11 protein-coding genes, 3 tRNA genes and 3 rRNA genes are annotated in these 19,232 nt (G+C 47.3%); 12 read left to right on the plus strand and 5 right to left on the minus strand.

What is annotated here, in order from left to right; translation table 11 throughout:
- Positions 1–18: 18 nt before the first annotated feature.
- On the minus strand, positions 19–1,308 hold the full coding sequence (locus ACPYIV_RS19395; RefSeq protein ID WP_293733940.1) for a 3-keto-disaccharide hydrolase: 1,290 nt from the start codon (positions 1,306–1,308) through the stop codon (positions 19–21).
- Positions 1,309–1,879: 571 nt separating this feature from the next.
- Between ACPYIV_RS19395 and ACPYIV_RS19400 the strand changes: the two genes are divergently transcribed.
- From ACPYIV_RS19400 to der, 11 genes are all read left to right on the plus strand, one after another.
- A 16S ribosomal RNA gene (locus tag ACPYIV_RS19400) occupies positions 1,880–3,406 on the plus strand.
- A gap of 157 nt (positions 3,407–3,563) precedes the next feature.
- Positions 3,564–3,637 (plus strand) — tRNA-Ile (locus ACPYIV_RS19405).
- 82 nt (positions 3,638–3,719) lie between these two features.
- Positions 3,720–3,793, plus strand: a tRNA-Ala gene (locus tag ACPYIV_RS19410).
- Between the two features lie 183 nt (positions 3,794–3,976).
- Positions 3,977–6,852, plus strand: a 23S ribosomal RNA gene (locus ACPYIV_RS19415).
- A gap of 110 nt (positions 6,853–6,962) precedes the next feature.
- A 5S ribosomal RNA gene (gene rrf, locus ACPYIV_RS19420) occupies positions 6,963–7,073 on the plus strand.
- The 16S, 23S and 5S rRNA genes sit together here with 2 tRNA genes alongside, the layout of an rRNA operon.
- Positions 7,074–7,221: 148 nt before the next feature.
- Positions 7,222–8,376 carry a sensor histidine kinase gene (locus ACPYIV_RS19425; protein WP_293734667.1) on the plus strand — a complete coding sequence of 385 codons (1,155 nt, stop codon included), beginning with the start codon at positions 7,222–7,224 and terminating at the stop codon, positions 8,374–8,376.
- An 88-nt stretch (positions 8,377–8,464) separates the two neighbouring features.
- Positions 8,465–9,052, plus strand: coding sequence for a YceD family protein (locus ACPYIV_RS19430; protein ID WP_293734666.1), 588 nt, complete (start codon positions 8,465–8,467; stop codon positions 9,050–9,052).
- 12 nt (positions 9,053–9,064) lie between these two features.
- Complete coding sequence (gene rpmF, locus ACPYIV_RS19435; protein WP_005634607.1) at positions 9,065–9,250, plus strand: 50S ribosomal protein L32; 186 nt, start codon at positions 9,065–9,067, stop codon at positions 9,248–9,250.
- Between the two features lie 104 nt (positions 9,251–9,354).
- On the plus strand, positions 9,355–10,359 hold the full coding sequence (locus ACPYIV_RS19440; RefSeq protein ID WP_293734665.1) for a beta-ketoacyl-ACP synthase III: 1,005 nt from the start codon (positions 9,355–9,357) through the stop codon (positions 10,357–10,359).
- Positions 10,343–11,233, plus strand: a complete 891-nt coding sequence (gene era, locus ACPYIV_RS19445; RefSeq protein WP_293734664.1) for a GTPase Era — start codon at positions 10,343–10,345, stop codon at positions 11,231–11,233. The genes ACPYIV_RS19440 and era overlap by 17 nt, the downstream gene beginning before the upstream one ends.
- A gap of 28 nt (positions 11,234–11,261) precedes the next feature.
- On the plus strand, positions 11,262–12,575 hold the full coding sequence (gene der, locus ACPYIV_RS19450) for a ribosome biogenesis GTPase Der (RefSeq protein WP_299364822.1): 1,314 nt from the start codon (positions 11,262–11,264) through the stop codon (positions 12,573–12,575).
- 32 nt (positions 12,576–12,607) lie between these two features.
- Here der and ACPYIV_RS19455 read toward each other — a convergent pair.
- From ACPYIV_RS19455 to ACPYIV_RS19470, 4 genes are all read right to left on the minus strand, one after another.
- Positions 12,608–12,682: transfer RNA gene (locus ACPYIV_RS19455), tRNA-Val, on the minus strand.
- 742 nt (positions 12,683–13,424) lie between these two features.
- Positions 13,425–15,200 (minus strand): glycoside hydrolase domain-containing protein, encoded by a 1,776-nt coding sequence (locus ACPYIV_RS19460; RefSeq protein WP_425884700.1) that lies wholly within the window; start codon positions 15,198–15,200, stop codon positions 13,425–13,427.
- Positions 15,201–15,308: 108 nt separating this feature from the next.
- Positions 15,309–16,382 carry a TIGR04133 family radical SAM/SPASM protein gene (locus ACPYIV_RS19465; protein WP_293740940.1) on the minus strand — a complete coding sequence of 358 codons (1,074 nt, stop codon included), beginning with the start codon at positions 16,380–16,382 and terminating at the stop codon, positions 15,309–15,311.
- Positions 16,375–16,836, minus strand: coding sequence for a radical SAM-associated putative lipoprotein (locus tag ACPYIV_RS19470; protein ID WP_299364815.1), 462 nt, complete (start codon positions 16,834–16,836; stop codon positions 16,375–16,377). The genes ACPYIV_RS19465 and ACPYIV_RS19470 overlap by 8 nt, the downstream gene beginning before the upstream one ends.
- A gap of 293 nt (positions 16,837–17,129) precedes the next feature.
- Here ACPYIV_RS19470 and ACPYIV_RS19475 point away from each other — a divergent pair, with 293 nt between their 5' ends.
- Positions 17,130–18,977 (plus strand): ABC transporter ATP-binding protein, encoded by a 1,848-nt coding sequence (locus ACPYIV_RS19475; RefSeq protein WP_425884703.1) that lies wholly within the window; start codon positions 17,130–17,132, stop codon positions 18,975–18,977.
- Positions 18,978–19,232 lie beyond the last annotated feature (255 nt).

The following is a 19,232-nucleotide window of genomic DNA, read 5'->3' on the forward strand; positions in this document are numbered from 1 at the left end:
TTTTTATAGGATAGGAACTTATAATGTTTTTACGTTCAGGTTTCTCCATAGAACCTTGATACCGCCTCCATCATGGATTTGCAGGGCAATGCGTCCCTGTCCGGCTCCGATCTTTTCGTCGTTGATGTTGACCATCTCCTGACCGTTCAACCAGGTCTGGACATTGTCTCCCTGAACTTTGATACGCATGGTGTTCCAGTCACCTTCTTTCAGGATGTTTTCTTTTTCATCCGGGATCTGGATCAGCCAGCCGCGTCCGTATGATTCGTAGATGCCGCCTGTGTCGTGGCCTTTGGGAGCCACTTCAACCTGCCAGCCGTTTACTTTAACATCTTCTTCGATGAAGGAGCGGATGAACACGCCGGAGTTTCCGTCTGCTTCCTGCTTGAATTCCACTGTCAGGTCGAAATCGTCATAGTAATCGCGCGTAGCCAGATAGCCGTATTTTTTGTCCGGACCGCTTTCGCAGATCAGTAAGCCGTCTTTTACATACCACTTTTCCGTACCGTAGGGTTCCCAACCTTTCAAATCCGTACCGTTGAATAGTGATACTTCTTTTGTCTTGCGGGGGAGTTCTTTGATCTTGATATTGCGGAAAGAAGCGGGGTAGCCGTGGTCCTGCAGACAAAGGACACCTTTCTTTGCCAAGCCGTATTCCGGGGCATTCGCCCATTTGCCGCTGTTCTTCTTTGCATACCAGTCGTCTGTCCAGGCTTCGAATTCCAGGATTTTTACTCCGTTCAGCCAATGTTCTACATGCCCGTTGTCGAATACGATCTTTGAATTGTTCCATTCTCCTTGCGGGTTTACTTTCATCTTTGCCTTGTCGGGAAGGTGCATAGCGTAGTCCACGCCTAACTTTTGCCATTCTTCCAGCGGTTCCGGAAAGTTCGGTTCGTCTATTAGCTGGTATTCCGGTCCCGTAACGTATGGAACGGCAAACTGGGGACGTTCGACTACATGGTATAACATACCGCTGTTACCTCCTTTAGATAATTTCCAATCCCAGGATAATTCGAAGTTTTCATACTGTTTGTCGGTTACGATATAGCCACTGGCGTCGCTGCCGTCTCCTTTGGCCTGGATGCATCCGTCGACCACGTGCCAGGGTTGTGTCAGGGTGGTTCCGTTGTAATCTTTCCAGCCATTCAATGTTTGACCGTCAAAGAGGAGTTGCCAACCATCGGCGACTTCTTCGGGAGTAAGCGTATTAGGTTCTACGCTGGTGCACGAAGAAAATAGGGCCAACGATACGGCGCAAGTAGCCAAAAAGCCCGTGGCCATTGTTTTTTTCATTACTGATTCCATTTCAGAATTAAGTTTTTTAGGTGAATAATTGATATGGTGACAAAGATACGTCATAGTAATGAGTTCCCCAATTCATAATTATGATTTGAAAATTTCAAATGTATGCTTGTTTCTTATCTGTGTACCATTTTTACGTACATTAAATATACGCATATAAAAGCGTTCGTAGGGTCTGAAAATAGGGGTGTAGGGAAAATGAAAAAAGTTTTGCCCGTAACAGTCAGTTATTCAGTAGCTATCGTAAAAATGTTACAAAACGATGAAAAAATAGTTGCAGAAATATTTGGTGCATATGTTGTAAAGCACTACTTTTGCATCCGCATTCGAGAGAGAACGCTGGTGTTTAAATGATGAAACAAAAAACTTTTGAAAAAAGTTCTGATAAAATTTGGAAGTTAAAATAAAAAGTTATTATCTTTGCATCCACGTTCGCAAAACGACAGCGACAAGTTCTTTGAAAGATTTACATATCAACAAGTAGTACAAGAGACGTAGTAGAAATACTAAACATACCGTCAAGGAACTACAATAAAATAACGAGATTCTGAGCGAAGATATAAAAAACAATTTAACAACGAAGAGTTTGATCCTGGCTCAGGATGAACGCTAGCGACAGGCTTAACACATGCAAGTCGAGGGGCATCGGGGTGTAGCAATACACTGCCGGCGACCGGCGCACGGGTGAGTAACGCGTATGCAACTTACCTATCAGAGGGGAATAGCCCGGCGAAAGTCGGATTAATGCCCCATAAAACAGGGGTCCCGCATGGGACTATTTGTTAAAGATTCATCGCTGATAGATAGGCATGCGTTCCATTAGGCAGTTGGCGGGGTAACGGCCCACCAAACCGACGATGGATAGGGGTTCTGAGAGGAAGGTCCCCCACATTGGAACTGAGACACGGTCCAAACTCCTACGGGAGGCAGCAGTGAGGAATATTGGTCAATGGACGTGAGTCTGAACCAGCCAAGTCGCGTGAAGGAAGAAGGTTCTATGGATTGTAAACTTCTTTTATACGGGAATAAAGTGCATCACGTGTGGTGTTTTGTATGTACCGTATGAATAAGCATCGGCTAACTCCGTGCCAGCAGCCGCGGTAATACGGAGGATGCGAGCGTTATCCGGATTTATTGGGTTTAAAGGGTGCGTAGGTTGTTTTTTAAGTCAGCGGTGAAAGTTTGTGGCTCAACCATAAAATTGCCGTTGAAACTGGAAGACTTGAGTGTGTTTGAGGTAGGCGGAATGCGTGGTGTAGCGGTGAAATGCATAGATATCACGCAGAACTCCGATTGCGAAGGCAGCTTACTAAACCATAACTGACACTGAAGCACGAAAGCGTGGGGATCAAACAGGATTAGATACCCTGGTAGTCCACGCAGTAAACGATGATTACTAGGAGTTTGCGATATACAGTAAGCTCTACAGCGAAAGCGTTAAGTAATCCACCTGGGGAGTACGCCGGCAACGGTGAAACTCAAAGGAATTGACGGGGGCCCGCACAAGCGGAGGAACATGTGGTTTAATTCGATGATACGCGAGGAACCTTACCCGGGTTTGAACGTAGTCGGACCGGCCTTGAAAGAGGCCTTCTAGCAATAGCTGATTACGAGGTGCTGCATGGTTGTCGTCAGCTCGTGCCGTGAGGTGTCGGCTTAAGTGCCATAACGAGCGCAACCCTTATCACTAGTTACTAACAGGTGAAGCTGAGGACTCTGGTGAGACTGCCAGCGTAAGCTGTGAGGAAGGTGGGGATGACGTCAAATCAGCACGGCCCTTACATCCGGGGCGACACACGTGTTACAATGGCATGGACAAAGGGCAGCTACACAGCGATGTGATGCTAATCTCCAAACCATGTCTCAGTTCGGATCGGAGTCTGCAACTCGACTCCGTGAAGCTGGATTCGCTAGTAATCGCGCATCAGCCATGGCGCGGTGAATACGTTCCCGGGCCTTGTACACACCGCCCGTCAAGCCATGGGAGCCGGGGGTACCTGAAGTCCGTAACCGCAAGGATCGGCCTAGGGTAAAACTGGTGACTGGGGCTAAGTCGTAACAAGGTAGCCGTACCGGAAGGTGCGGCTGGAACACCTCCTTTCTGGAGCTTGAATCTGGTTAAAGTAGGAGAATGACAAGTATGTAGTTCTCGTGTACTACGGTTGAATATGTATTCATATATGATCTTAAAACTGGACAACCAGTAAAGAGAAAGATGAAGCTGAGATGAGAAACTCTCAGGCAACACAACAGTTGACAGTCCTATAGCTCAGTTGGTTAGAGCGCTACACTGATAATGTAGAGGTCGGCAGTTCAACTCTGCCTGGGACTACTTATGAAGTTGAAAGTTAAGAGTTGAAAGTTGAAAGTTAAGAAACTGTCCACTTTTCCTTGTCCACTTTCACCTGTTATACGGGGGATTAGCTCAGCTGGCTAGAGCATCTGCCTTGCACGCAGAGGGTCAACGGTTCGAATCCGTTATTCTCCACATGAGATGAGTGGTTTTTAATTATTAATTATTAATTATTCATTAAACAAAAGATCTTTGACGTATTGGACAACTTCAAAAAAGTTAAGTAACGAATAAATAAGAGCAAACTGAAGATATATCAATCCGACGCGCGATGGATAAGTAATTGCAAAATTGCGAATCCGTCAAGTGTCAGTGATAAAGAAAGTAAGTAAGGGCAGACGGTGGATGCCTTGGCTCTCGGAGGCGATGAAGGACGTGATAAGCTGCGATAAGCCTGGGGTAGGTGCAAATAACCATTGATCCCGGGATTTCCGAATGGGGCAACCCGGCTGGTTGAAGGCCAGCCATTCCGTAAGGAAAGCGAACGTGGGGAACTGAAACATCTAAGTACCCATAGGAGAAGAAAACAAAAGTGATTCCGCAAGTAGTGGCGAGCGAACGCGGAATAGCCCAAACCGTCAATGTTTAGGCATTGTCGGGGTTGTAGGACCACGGCGTAGCAAGAAATTAAGGAAGTAGAATATCTTGGAAAAGATGGCCATAGACGGTGATAGCCCGGTATACGACTCCTTGACGAAGCTTAGTGGTATCCTGAGTAGCGCGGAGCACGAGAAATTCTGTGTGAATCTACGGGGCCCATCCCGTAAGGCTAAATACTCCCGAGAGACCGATAGCGAACCAGTACTGTGAAGGAAAGGTGAAAAGCACCTCGAACAGAGGAGTGAAATAGTCCCTGAAACCGTCTGCCTACAAGCGGTCGGAGCATCGTAAGATGTGACGGCGTGCCTTTTGCATAATGAACCTACGAGTTACTTTCTCCGGCAAGGTTAAGGACTTCAGGTCCGGAGCCGAAGCGAAAGCGAGTCTGAATAGGGCGCCATAGTCGGAGGGAGTAGACGCGAAACCAAGTGATCTACCCTTGGTCAGGATGAAGGTTAGGTAACACTAACTGGAGGTCCGAATGGGTATACGTTGAAAAGTGTTCCAATGAACTGAGGGTAGGGGTGAAAGGCTAATCAAACTTGGAGATAGCTCGTACTCCCCGAAATGCATTTAGGTGCAGCCTTTATTAAGTATAGTATGAGGTAGAGCGACTGATTGGATGCGAGGGCTTCACCGCCTATCAAGTCCAGATAAACTCCGAATGCGTGCTATATATTGATAAGGAGTGAGGGCGCGGGTGCTAAGGTCCGCGTCCGAGAGGAGAAGAATCCAGACCATCAGCTAAGGTCCCCAAATAACAGTTAAGTTGAACTAACGAAGTCAGACTGCAGAGACAGCTAGGATGTTGGCTTGGAAGCAGCCATTCATTTAAAGAGTGCGTAACAGCTCACTAGTCGAGGAGTCTGGCGTGGATAATACTCGGGCATAAACTGTTTACCGAAGCTATGGATGTAGTAATACATGGTAGGGGAGCATTCCATGTGCGTCGAAGGTAAGGGATAACCGTTGCTGGAGCGCATGGAAAAGCAAATGTAGGTATAAGTAACGATAAAGGGAGTGAGAAACTCCCTCGCCGAAAGACTAAGGTTTCCTGATCAACGTTAATCGGATCAGGGTAAGTCGGGACCTAAGGATAAGCCGAACGGCGATTCCGATGGAAGAATGGTTTAATATTCCCATACTACTTTATGGAGCGATGTGGAGACGGAGAAGTGACAGTCCTGCCATCTGACGGAATAGATGGTTGAAGGGTGTAGGCGTCGATCGGGGTAGGCAAATCCGCCCCGAGAGTTGAACCTGACAGTATGCCGAGTACTTGTACAAGGCAATATGGATGTAATCAGGCTCCCTAGAAAATCCGCTAAGCATATTCATAAAGTACCCGTACCGTAAACGGACACACGTAGTTGGGTTGAAAATACTGAGGCGCTCGAGTGATTCACGGTTAAGGAACTAGGCAAATTGACCCTGTAACTTCGGGATAAAGGGTCCCAGCTGTAAGGCTGGGCGCAGAGAATAGGTCCAGGCAACTGTTTAACAAAAACACATGGCTGTGCGAAATAGAAATATGAAGTATACAGCCTGACACCTGCCCGGTGCTGGAAGGTTAAGAGGAGAGCTTATCGCAAGAGAAGGTTTGAATTGAAGCCCCAGTAAACGGCGGCCGTAACTATAACGGTCCTAAGGTAGCGAAATTCCTTGTCGGGTAAGTTCCGACCTGCACGAATGGTGTAATGATCTGGACACTGTCTCAACCGTGAGCTCGGTGAAATTGTAGTATCGGTGAAGATGCCGATTACCCGCGATGGGACGAAAAGACCCCGTGAACCTTTACTATAGCTTTACATTGAATTTGGGCAATTGATGTGTAGGATAGGCCGGAGACAATGAATCAGGCACGCCAGTGTTTGTGGAGTCGCCGTTGAAATACGGCCCTTTGATTGTTTGAGTTCTAACTCTTGGAAAAGAGGACACTGTATGGTGGGTAGTTTGACTGGGGTGGTCGCCTCCAAAAGAGTAACGGAGGCTTCTAAAGGTACCCTCAGACCGATTGGTAACCGGTCGTAGAGTGTAATGGCATAAGGGTGCTTGACTGGGAGACTCACAAGTCGATCAGGTAGGAAACTAGAGCATAGTGATCCGGTGGTTCCGCATGGAAGGGCCATCGCTCAAAGGATAAAAGGTACTCCGGGGATAACAGGCTGATCGCTCCCAAGAGCTCATATCGACGGAGCGGTTTGGCACCTCGATGTCGGCTCGTCACATCCTGGGGCTGGAGAAGGTCCCAAGGGTTGGGCTGTTCGCCCATTAAAGTGGCACGCGAGCTGGGTTCAGAACGTCGTGAGACAGTTCGGTCTCTATCTATCGTGGGCGTAGGATATTTGAGGGGCTCTGACACTAGTACGAGAGGACCGTGTTGGACAGACCACTGGTTTACCGGTTGTTCCGCCAGGAGCACCGCCGGGTATCTAAGTCTGGATTGGATAAGTGCTGAAAGCATCTAAGTACGAAGCCAGCCTCAAGATGAGATATCCCTCAAGGGTCGTTGTAGACTACGACGTAGATAGGCTACAGGTGTAAGGGCAGTAATGTCGAAGCCGAGTAGTACTAATAGCCCGGGACTTTCAAATCATGTAAGGGTTGCTATATAGGCAGTATGCTTGAAAAGAACATAAGAGTTACAAGACAAATCCTTGGGGTTGTCCAGTCAAAAATCTTAATATATAAGAAAAAAAGATATTAAGGTGGTTATAGCGTTGGGGATCCACCTCTTCCCATTCCGAACAGAGAAGTTAAGCCCAACCACGTCGATGGTACTGCGTAAAAGTGGGAGAGTAGATAGCCGCCGTTTTAGAGCAAGAAAGCCGATCCAGTTTTGGGTCGGCTTTCTTCGTTTAAGAAGGTCGGTGGACTGTCGGTATTTTTATGCCTCTAATCTTTTCTTAGTATAATATTCCTCAATCTTCCTCGTTCAATATATATTGACTGAATATTTCGATATGAAAAGTATATATGATTCCCGCCAACGGCTGAAATTTGTGTTTATTTTTACGGCTATCCTGATTGCGATTGCTTCACTTGTTGTTTCTGATATGCTGATTAAAAATCTGGCCCAGGAGGAGCGTCAGAAGATGGAAGTGTGGGCTGAAGCTACCCGGTTGACGGCAAGCAAGAATACGGCTGTGGATTTGTCCCTTGTTTTGAAAATTCTCGAAGGAAATACGACTATCCCGGTTGTGCTTTGTAATGACGCGGACAGCATCATGTTCGTAAAGAATATAAACTTCCCTGAAAATGATGTGGAGGACTTTAAGAGAGCAAAGGTAAAGGAGCTGAAAAGCAAGAATACGATTGTGATCGATATGGAGGATGGAACTTTCCAATATGTTTATTATGACGACTCCATTATCCTGAAACGATTGTTGATTTATCCATATGCACAACTCACGGTTGTATTCGTCTTTATCGTGATCGCTTTTCTGGCGCTTGCAAGTACGAAAAAGGCCGAACAGAATAAAGTCTGGGTTGGGCTATCAAAAGAGACGGCTCATCAATTGGGAACGCCTATTTCGTCTCTGATAGCCTGGGTGGAGTATCTGCGGACAAAAGATATGGATCCTTCCCTCTTGAACGAGATGGAGAAAGATGTGAAGCGTCTGGAAACAATCGCGGAGCGTTTTTCCAAGATCGGTTCCAATCCGGACCCGGTTCCCGTGGATATCAATAATTCCATCCGTTCGGCTTTAAGCTATATGAGTACGCGTATTTCTTCAAAGGTCAAGATCTATACGCATCTCGTCGATACACCGGTTCCGGTGTTGATGAATGACTCCCTTTTTGCCTGGGTAATTGAGAATCTGACTAAAAATGCAGTCGATGCGATGGAAGGACAAGGCGAGATCACTTTCCAGGTGGAGGAGCGCGATAAGGTCGTCCGCATCGACGTGACCGATACGGGAAAAGGTATTGCCAAATCTAAGTTCAAAACCGTATTCAATCCCGGTTATACGACCAAGAAGCGCGGTTGGGGATTGGGATTGTCATTGGTAAAGCGTATCATCGAATCCTATCATGGCGGAAAGATATTTGTAAAGAGCTCGGAAGCAGGCAAAGGCACGACTTTCCGAATAGAGCTTCGGAAATATAAAGGCTAAAATCTTAGATAATAAAAAATAACTGCGAAGGTATTGCATTTGTGTTTAGTTTTTTCGTACCTTTGCAAGGTTTTTACACTAAAAGGCTTTGGGAAAGTTTAAATTATATAATGTAGATTTGAAAAATCTCACTCCAGGAGTACACGAATTCGAGTATTTATTGGAGAATAAGTTTTTTGTGGACATCGATGGAGACCAGGTCCAGAAGGGCAAAGTGAAGGTTCACCTCACGGTTAAACGGTCGTCCATGATGTTTGAAATGAACTTTCAGATAGATGGTGTTGTTATGGTTCCGTGCGACAGATGTTTGGACGATATGGAAATTCCAATCGACACACACAATCGTCTGGTAGTAAAGTTCGGTAAAGAATATGCCGAAGAAAGCGACGAAGTAGTGGTCATACCGGAAGATGAAGGTGCTATTAACCTCGCGTGGTTCCTGTATGAATTTATTGCATTGGCTATTCCTATGAAGCATGTGCATGCTCCTGGAAAATGCAATAAGGCTATGTCGTCCAAGCTGAAAAAGCATACTGCCAGAAGCACTGACGACGGAGATGAAGAGTACGAAGACGATAGCGTGGAAGAAGACATCACGATTGACGACGACGTACCTGTGGCAACAGATCCGAGATGGGATGGTCTGAAAGGTTTACTTGAGAATGATAACAATTAAATAAATTAAAACATGGCACATCCTAAAAGAAGACAAGGTAAGACAAGAACAGCCAAGAGAAGAACTCATGACAAGGCTGTCGCTCCCACAATGGCTATTTGCCCGAACTGCGGCGCATGGCACATTTATCACACTGTATGCGGCGAATGCGGCTATTACAGAGGTAAGTTAGCTATCGAAAAAGAAGCAGCTGTGTAAGTTTATCCTGAACTGTCAAGTTTGGATAAACAAAGAAATAGCCCTAAAAGTATTTTTAGGGCTTTTTTTTAATTGGGATATATAGTCCTTTTATTTTTAAAGATATGGATAAGATAAATGCGGTAATAACAGGTGTAGGCGGATACGTTCCCGAAGATGTATTGACAAACGAAGATATTTCGAAGTTGGTAGATACGACGGATGAATGGATCATGACGCGTGTTGGTATCAAAGAACGCCGAATTTTGAAAGGTGAGGGCATGGGTACCTCATATATGGGTACACGGGCTGTGAAGCAGTTACTCGAAAAAACGAATGTGAACCCGGAAGAGATAGAAGTGATCCTCACGGCTACAACTACGCCTGACCATCATTTCCCGACCACTTCTTCTATCATAGCCTACCATACCGGTTGCAAGAATGCAATGACTTTCGATTTGCAGGGAGCTTGTGCCGGTTTTTTGTATGCACTGGAAACAGGTGCAAGCTATATTCGTTCGGGACGATATAAGAAAGTAGTCGTAGTGGCCGGCGATAAAATGACCGCTATTACGGACTATCAGGACCGTTCCACCTGCCCCTTGTTCGGCGATGCCTGCGGGGCTGTGTTGCTCGAGCCTACGACGGAAGAAATAGGCGTAATGGATACAATCCTGCGTACCGACGGTGTAGGCTATTCGCATCTGATTATGAAATCCGGTGGTTCTGCCTATCCTCCTTCACACGAGACGGTGGATAATCGCGAACATTTCGTATTCCAGGATGGTAAATATGTCTTTAAGTATGCCGTTTCGTATATGGCCGATGTCGCTGCCGAGATCGCTGAACGGAACGGGCTGACACACGACGATATCTCATGGATCGTACCTCACCAAGCGAACTTGCGTATCATCGATGCTACGGCTAAACGTCTGGGCGTGGATATGGAAAAGGTAATGATCAATATCCAGAAATACGGAAATACCAGTGCCGGAACAATTCCTATCTGCCTCTGGGAGTGGGAAGACAAGCTGAAGAAAGGCGATAACCTGATCCTTGCCGCTTTTGGCGCCGGTTTTACCTGGGGTGCAATTTATCTTAAATGGGGATATGATGGAAAACAAGCATAAGTCCGGCTTTGTTAATATTGTCGGTAATCCGAATGTCGGAAAGTCTACGTTGATGAACCGTTTGGTGGGAGAGCGTATCTCGATCATCACTTCGAAAGCGCAGACGACACGGCACCGTATTATGGGAATCGTGAATACCGCAGATATGCAGATTGTGTATTCTGACACGCCGGGAGTCCTGCATCCGAATTATAAGCTGCAGGAGTCTATGCTTAATTTCTCGCAGTCGGCACTTGGTGATGCCGATGTGCTGCTTTATGTAACCGATGTCGTCGAAAAGATCGACAAGAATGAAGAATTTCTCCAGAAGGTCCGGAAGATGGAATGCCCGGTCCTGTTGCTGATCAACAAGATCGATACGACTACCCAGCCGGAGTTGGAAAAGCTGGTAGCGGAATGGAAGGAACTTCTTCCGAAAGCCGAGATCATCCCGATCTCCGCCCTTTCGAATTTTAATATAGATTACGTGAAACACAGGGTGGAAGATCTGATGCCTGAATCTCCTCCCTATTTCGAGAAAGATGCGCTTACCGATAAGCCGGCCCGTTTCTTTGTGACGGAGATCATTCGCGAGAAGATCCTCCTGTATTATCAGAAAGAGATCCCGTATGCGGTAGAAGTCGTTGTTGAGCTGTTTAAAGAAGAAGCCGAGCTGATTCATATCAAAGCGCTCATTATTGTTGAACGCGATTCCCAAAAAGGAATCATCATCGGGCATCGTGGCCAGGCATTGAAAAAGGTAGGTGCTATGGCCCGTAAGGATATCGAACGCTTCTTTGATAAGAAGGTTTTCCTGGAAATGTTCGTCAAAGTAGAAAAAGACTGGCGTAACCGGGACAACATGCTGAAGAACTTCGGTTATCAGCTGGATTAATTAACAGCACAGACAGAAAAAGTTGTTTATGGGAAATATTGTTGCAATAGTTGGTAGACCCAACGTAGGAAAGTCCACCCTCTTCAACCGTTTGACACAGACGCGCCAGGCGATTGTCAACGAGGAAGCAGGCACTACCCGCGACCGTCAATACGGCAAGGTAGAGTGGACAGGTAAAGAATTTTCGCTGATTGACACCGGCGGATGGGTGATTAATTCGGATGATGTTTTTGAAGAAGAGATAAACAAGCAGGTAAAAGTCGCCCTTGAAGAGGCCGACGTGATCTTGTTTGTCGTAGACGTGGTGAACGGTGTGACGGATTTGGATAACGAAGTTGCCGCCATCTTGCGTCGTGCCAAGAAGCCCGTGATTGTTGTGGCCAACAAAGCGGATAACTTCGAGCTGCATCCCTCTTCTGCCGAATTCTATTCATTGGGATTAGGCGACCCGTTCTGTGTCTCTGCCATCAACGGTTCTTGTTCCGGCGATTTGTTGGATAAGATTGTTGCTACGCTTCCGGATGACAAGCCGGAGGTGCTCGAAGAAGAGCTGCCCCGTATCGCCGTCATCGGCCGTCCGAATGCAGGCAAATCTTCTTTGATCAACGCTTTTATCGGTGAAGATCGCCATATTGTAACGGATATTGCCGGTACGACCCGCGATTCCATTTACACGAAATACAACAAGTTCGGCCTGAATTTCTATCTGGTTGATACGGCCGGTATCCGTAAAAAGGGTAAGGTGAACGAGGATCTGGAATACTATTCCGTGATCCGTTCGATTCGTGCCATCGAGAACTCGGATGTCTGCGTGTTGATGCTGGATGCCACCCGAGGCATCGAAAGCCAGGACCTTAATATCTTCTCTCTGGTCCAGAAGAATAAGAAAGGTCTGGTTGTATGTGTAAACAAATGGGATTTGGTGGAAGATAAAAGTCAGAAGGTGATCGATACCTTTACGAATGCGATCCGTGAACGTTTGGCTCCATTTACCGATTTCCCCATCTTGTTTATTTCGGCTTTGACAAAACAGCGTATCCTGAAGGTGCTGGAGACAGCCAAAGAGGTGTACGAAAACCGCCAGCGCCGTGTTCCGACAGCCAAACTGAACGAAACGATGCTGCCGATCATCGAGAACTATCCGCCCCCTGCATGGAAAGGAAAATATATTAAGATCAAATATATCACGCAGCTTCCTGCCGGTCAGGTCCCTTCGTTTGTATTCTTCTGTAACCTGCCGCAATGGATCAAAGATCCATACAAGCGCTTCCTGGAAAACAAGATCCGGGAAAACTGGAACTTCACAGGAACACCGATTAATATATTTATTCGGGAAAAGTAAAAAAAGAAAAGCGCTGATTGGCGCTTTTTTTGTGAACCGTGCCGGATTCGAACCGGCGACCTCTGCCCTGTCAAGGCAGCGCTCTAAACCAGCTGAGCTAACGGTTCCGATACTGTAAAGATAAAAGGAATCTTCGGGAGTCATGCACTTTCCGTGGTTTTTTTTATGATTTTTTAGAGGATAGATGTTTGCCGATGGTTGTAGCAGTCCGTCCGTTTGTTGTCGCGGATGTAAAGCATTGCCGTTTCGGACAGGCGCTCCGGTTGAGAGTTTTGATTAAGGTAAAAAGCCCCTTTACGGGTGTTTTTGTTTTGGAACTCACCTTCACAACGTCTGTAAATAATTTATAGACAGTGGTTTGCAGTGAACACTGTGAAGGCTGCATTTTATTCGGCAAAAGTTAGCGCCTCCGCAATCCCCTCTTAATCCACCGGCTTTCACAGGGTTCACTGCAACTTGCCTATATTCAATAAGTTGTAAGTGATGTGAACTACATAAAACTACTTATAAGTGCACCTATATATGGGACAGAAGCTATAAAAAATGGCCTTAGGGCTATATTTTATAACCTATAGGTTATCGGTCAAAAGGTGCCGACCTATCTCTGGAAAGGTGCATACCTTTTCCGGAACAAGTAGGCATCTGTTTACGGACGGATAACTACCCCTTTTCTTGCTGATAAGCATTATCAAATAGTTATGTTGAATTATAATGGAAGTAAACTGCGAACGAAGTTTTCGCTGTATATCGAGTCTGGGGATCTAAAGAAATTTTGAAATAAAAATCCCTTTGGACAGGTTTAGCCTTGTCTCCAAAGGGATTTTTTATAGTCTGGATATGCGGAGTTGTTTACAAAGAATTCAGCAATTTATTCAGATCGTTCACCATTTCAGCAACCGACTGTTGCGTTTCGGACAGACCTTCCGGGGTGAATTTGGCAACTGCTTTGTTCAGTTTCTCCAGCTTGCCTTTAGCGCCTTTGGCTTTCAGTTCTTCGCGGAGGATGCGGACTTTCTCGCAATCCTGGATGCCTTCGACAAAGCGTTCGAAGCGGATGCTGCTGCGGGGACCCGGATAGATGCTGTAGGTATCGCCGGCAGCCCAGGTACGGAAACGGGAGTCGCGGAGAGGATCGGCCGTCCAGCTGTTCACGGCCCAGCGCAGGTAACCGTCATAGCCTCCGGCGATGGCATGCAGAGCCGTCCAGGGAGCTTCGGCAGGATCGGAGAAAGTGAAGGTGTTCGGGAAGGCTTCCGCACAGCAAGTATAGACGGTGCTGATCTGTCCTTTGCGATCGCGTTCAGCTTTCACATCGGCCGGGAATTTGTGACCGTAAGGGATAGCCAGGTAATACAGGTCGGACTGGATTTCCGGGTGATAGTTGCCGGCCAGTGTGATCTTAAATTCAGGATCAGCCTCTTTGATCACCTTGATCGCTTCGCGCATAGCTTCCATAGGACGTTCGTCCATCGAGATGGCGGTCTTTTCGAACCAGCCCTTTTCACGCAGGTGGCGGGAGAAGTCTTTCAGGAAAGTGCCCCAATATTCGGCATATTCGGGATCGCCCGGTTTTGCTTCGATAAACTGCACGCGGTTGGTCGCCTGGTCGAAGTAGTCGAAACTGAGCGCCCAAGGGATCATAGTGTAGCAACTGATCAGGTCCTTGATGCCCACTTCGTTCATCATGAATTCCACCCATTTGTCGAATACGGTATAGTCGTACACCCATGTTCCATCGATCTTCTTGATGCGGGTGACCATACTGTCGTAATGGTCTTCTGTCTGTCCGGCCCAAGGTTTGTGCATGATGCTGGTCGTGATGGCCCGTTGTCCGGCATTCGCCAACATCTTCATGATCGGGAGCATAGCATCGAAATGTTCCTTGCTCCAAAGTGGAACCTGATAGTAGCGCGCTACGGAGTAGGGATTTTGCCACAAGTCCAAGTGGAAAGCCCAGTCTTGCGGAGCCGGCAGCGTACGGTTAAGCACGTCGATCTCCACCTGGAGTTTCATATCCTGGAAATTCTTTCCCGAAACGGTCAGCGTCCCTTTGTATTTTCCTGCACGTGCATCGGACGGAACCCATACGTTCAACCAGATCGGTTGCGTCGTGCAGGCTTTGATATCCTGTATCTTTACGATATCCAACACATCGGCTACGACGGATGAATCCCATTCGGCTTTGTTCTGGCGATGTCCGCAACCGCCTTTGCGGTCTTTGTTCAGTTCGTCGGTCATGACGTAGCGGACGAAGTTTGTCGTGACGGCAGAAGCCGGGATTACGGCAGAGCCGTTTTTCAGATCGCTGACGGTGACCGTCGCATCGTCCAACGCTTCTTTTGTCCACAGCACGGCCTGTGCATGGATACGTTCCCCTTTCCAGGCTTTTCCTTGCCAGCGGGTTGTCTTCTTGATGTCGGGGACATTCAGCTTTTTGTAGCGGATATCCGTTGTTCCCCAGCTGAGGCAGGTTGGCGTTGTCATTTTGTTCCAGACTTCCACTCCGTCGTGCGGCTTGGTGTCTGTCAGTTCCTCATAATTGCCCAAAGGATACTTTTCTGTCTGTTGAGCTTGGCAGACCGGCCCCAATGTCAGCAAGGCCGATAGGATAAGAGCATTTTTCATGAAATGATTGATGTTTTTAGTTTACGAGGGTAAAGATAGGAAACAATGGACAAATGACAATGAACAATTGACAATTAAGAGGAAAAAGTAATTGTCGATAGTCCGTTTTTAATTGTCGATCCTCCTGTAATGGCAGGTGATCAGGTCGCCGTTGTCATCATGTAGATGCATCCCGTTTCCTTCGCAATAGCGGAACATATCACAGTCGGCACACTGGCCTTTGCGTGCCCATTCCCGGTTGCGATATTCCTTGAAGCCATTGTTCCATACGTCTACAAAGCTGTCTTTGTAGATATTTCCCTGGTGGAAGTTGGCACGGATGCTCGGACAGCCGGATATCGATCCGTCGATCAGTACCGATGCCGTGCTGACACCCGCATCGCAGTGGAAAATCTGGTCGCGCACTTCCCCTTCATAGTTGCCGAGGAAACCTTCGCAGGCAAAGTTGACATGTATCTTTCCTTCTGCACGGCAATGTCGTATGAAACGCAGCACCCAGGTGAACTGCTGGTCATCGATCTGCAACTCCGGCGTTTCTGCAGCCCGGCCAACCGGGAAAATGGTGAAGATGCGCCAGTTCTTGACACCCATTTCGATCAGGAACTCTTTGAAGAGCATCAGATCTTTGAAGTTTTTCTGGTTGACGCAGGTCACGACATCCCAGACGATCTCCTTTTCTTCCGCCAGCATCGCAATGGCATTGACTGCACCTTCGAAACTCCGGCGGTTTCCCCTGAGCCAGTTGTGCGCTTCTTCGAAACCGTCGAGGCTGATGGTGATGGAGTGCATACCGGCTGCCAACAGAGAGTCCAGCCGTTCGCGGGTAAGCAGCAATCCGTTGGAGACGATTCCCCAGGGATATTCACGTTTGTTCAGTTCCCGTCCGCATACTTCGATATCTTTACGGACCAATGCCTCTCCGCCGGTAAAGGTGATCATCACCTTATGCGGGTCCACATGAGGCGTGATTTCGTCTATCACTTTCAGGAAATCTTCGACCGGCATATCCGGATGTGCTGACGAAACATGACAGTCGCTTCCGCAATGGAGGCAGGAGGCATTACAACGAAGCGTACACTCCCAAAAGAGCGTACGCAATTCATGTATCTTGGCCCGGTTCTTCCGGATGCTTCTGAATAACTCCAATGCAAGTCGTTTGCGTAATCCAGGGCGTTTATTCATTATCTTTCTTTTCTTTAAGTACGATGGTTATCTCCTTTGTCGCTTCTCCCAAATACCAACCGCCGTCTCCTCCTGTTATATCCGCATCTTTGAAAGATACCGATACGCTGTCCGGGGCGTAGCTGCCTCCATTCTGCTCTCCATCGATGTCTGAGAGTAGTAGCGGGACATTTTCACTTCTGTAAAAGCCGTCGAATGAGTAGCTGAACTTTCCTTTGCTATCGGTATAGAATGTGTCTACATAAGAGACACATTCTCCGTAAGGGGAACGAATCTGGATCTGAGGAATGGGGACATTGCTTTCATTTATCACTTTTCCCTTGATCGTGAACTTTGAATAAGGAGAGCCGTACATATCGGTTTCCGGGCCGCATGCCGGGAAACCCAATAGCACAAGTAGCCCAGTTAATAACCAGTTGACACTTTTCAGGATGGAGGTAGAGATCTTTTCCATATTCTTATAGCATTTGTTTATACTATATGGATGCAAAGATAACGCATATAGTTGCATATCTTATCGTTCTCTTCCTTATATTTTGTCTTTTTCTATAGGATATATTCCCTTTTCTGATGCATTCCATTGGTTGTCCGCTTGGTGGATAACTTGTGAAAAAGTATCGAACGGGCTAAAAGGATGGGACCTGCCGGCTAAAGAATGAGGATGAATGAAATAAAGTATAATGAGGATGCCCGGAATCAGCCGGATATTGAGTAACTTGCGCCCCAAATTCAATCGATCAATCAAACATGAAGGATTTTCTGCGTATACTGAGGCGCTTTGTGCCTCCCTATAAGAAATTTATGGTGTGGAATGTGATATTTAACATCCTGTCCGCTATTTTGAACTTGTTTTCTTTTGCTTTAATTATTCCGATTCTGAATATCCTGTTTAAAATCAGTGATGAAACTTATGTATATACAGACTGGACATTCGCCCCTTTCTCGTTCGAAGCCTGGAAAGCGACTCCTGAGTTGCTGAAAAACAACTTCTTTTGGTTTGTATCTGATATGATCGAGACGAAAGGCGGTTCCTTCACGCTGATCATATTGGGTGTTTTCCTAATCGTCTCCACCTTCCTGAAGGTCGGGACGATGTATATGGCTTTTTACACAATGATCCCAATCCGTACGGGTGTCGTCCGTGACATCCGTAACCAGATCAACCGCAAGATAACGGAGCTTCCTTTGGGCTTTTTCTCGGAAGAACGTAAGGGGGATATTATCGCCCGCGTATCGGGGGATGTGAACGAGATCGAGACTTCTATCATGAGTTCGCTCGATATGCTCTTTAAGAATCCGATCCTGATCCTGATCTACCTGATCGGGATGATTGCCATCAGTTGGCAGTTGACGCTTTTTGTTTTCATCCTGTTGCCCATTGCCGGTTATGCGATGGGACAGGTCGGTAAGAAGTTGAAACGGAAATCGTTCGAGGGGCAGCAACAATGGGGCTATCTGATGAGCCAGATAGAGGAGACGTTGGGCGGCCTGCGCGTTATCAAGGCTTTCAATGCGGAAGAGAAGATACAGGAGCGTTTTGAGAAGAGCAACGAAACGTTCCGCCGGCTGACGAACCGCATCTATCGCCGCCAGCAAATGGCGCATCCGATGAGCGAGTTTCTGGGGACGGCTACGATCGCGATCGTCCTTTGGTACGGGGGAACGCTGATCCTGAGCAGCAACAGTCCGATCGACGCCTCTACTTTCATCTATTATTTAGTGATTTTTTATAGTATAATCAATCCGGCGAAGGATCTGAGCAAGGCGTCTTATGCCATCCAGAAGGGGCTTGCCTCTATGGATCGTGTGGACAAGATTCTGAAGGCGGAAAGCAATATTAATGATCCTGAGAATCCGAAACAGATAGCTTTGACGGAAAGTATTTGCTACCGGGATGTCTGGTTCAAGTACCAGCATGAATGGGTGCTGAAAGGGATTGACCTGACGATCCGGAAAGGACGCACGGTCGCGCTGGTCGGACAGTCGGGTTCGGGAAAGAGCACGCTGGTGGATTTGCTGCCCCGTTTCTATGATGTGGACAAGGGGAGCATAACGATCGACGGTGCGGATGTGCGCGATGCGACGTTGTACGATCTGCGTAGCCTGATGGGGAATGTCAACCAGGAGGCGATTCTTTTTAACGATACGTTCTTTAATAATATTTCTTTTGGTGTAGATGGGGCTACGCTCGAACAGGTGCAGGAAGCGGCCCGCATTGCCAATGCGCATGAGTTCATTATGGCGAGCGAAGAAGGGTATGATACCAATATCGGTGACCGCGGCGGCAAGCTGTCGGGCGGACAGCGTCAGCGTATCAGCATCGCACGTGCTATCCTGAAGAACCCGCCGATCCTGATTCTCGACGAGGCGACTTCTGCGCTCGACACCGAATCGGAACGCTTGGTGCAGGAGGCTTTGGAAAACCTGATGCGCAACCGTACGACGATCGTCATTGCCCACCGCCTTTCGACGATCCGTAATGCGGACGAGATTTGCGTGATGCATGAAGGGGAGATTGTGGAACGGGGAAGACATGAGGAGCTGATCGGGTTGGATGGCTACTATAAGAGGCTTTGCGATATGCAAAGTTTTTGACGTTACTTTTGGCTTGATCCAAAAGTAACCAAAAGATCAAGGCTTAACCGTCTGGACTACTCCGGGCAAAGGCTCCGCTGTCGCCTGCGAAACTCGCTTCGCTCAGACAGCGCAGGCTCCGGACGCTTCGCCTTTACCCTCCGCTTTACGCCCACCCGCTTAGGCCTTTGTTAGAAAGCTGCGCTTTCTCTTGGGATGGCCAATACCGGCAGTTCTTTTACAATGTCGGAGGTTCTTTTGCAGCCCCGTGTGGGG

The organism is Parabacteroides vesiculifaciens, from assembly GCF_049860805.1.
In the GTDB taxonomy this organism is placed as follows: Bacteria; Bacteroidota; Bacteroidia; order Bacteroidales; family Tannerellaceae; genus Parabacteroides.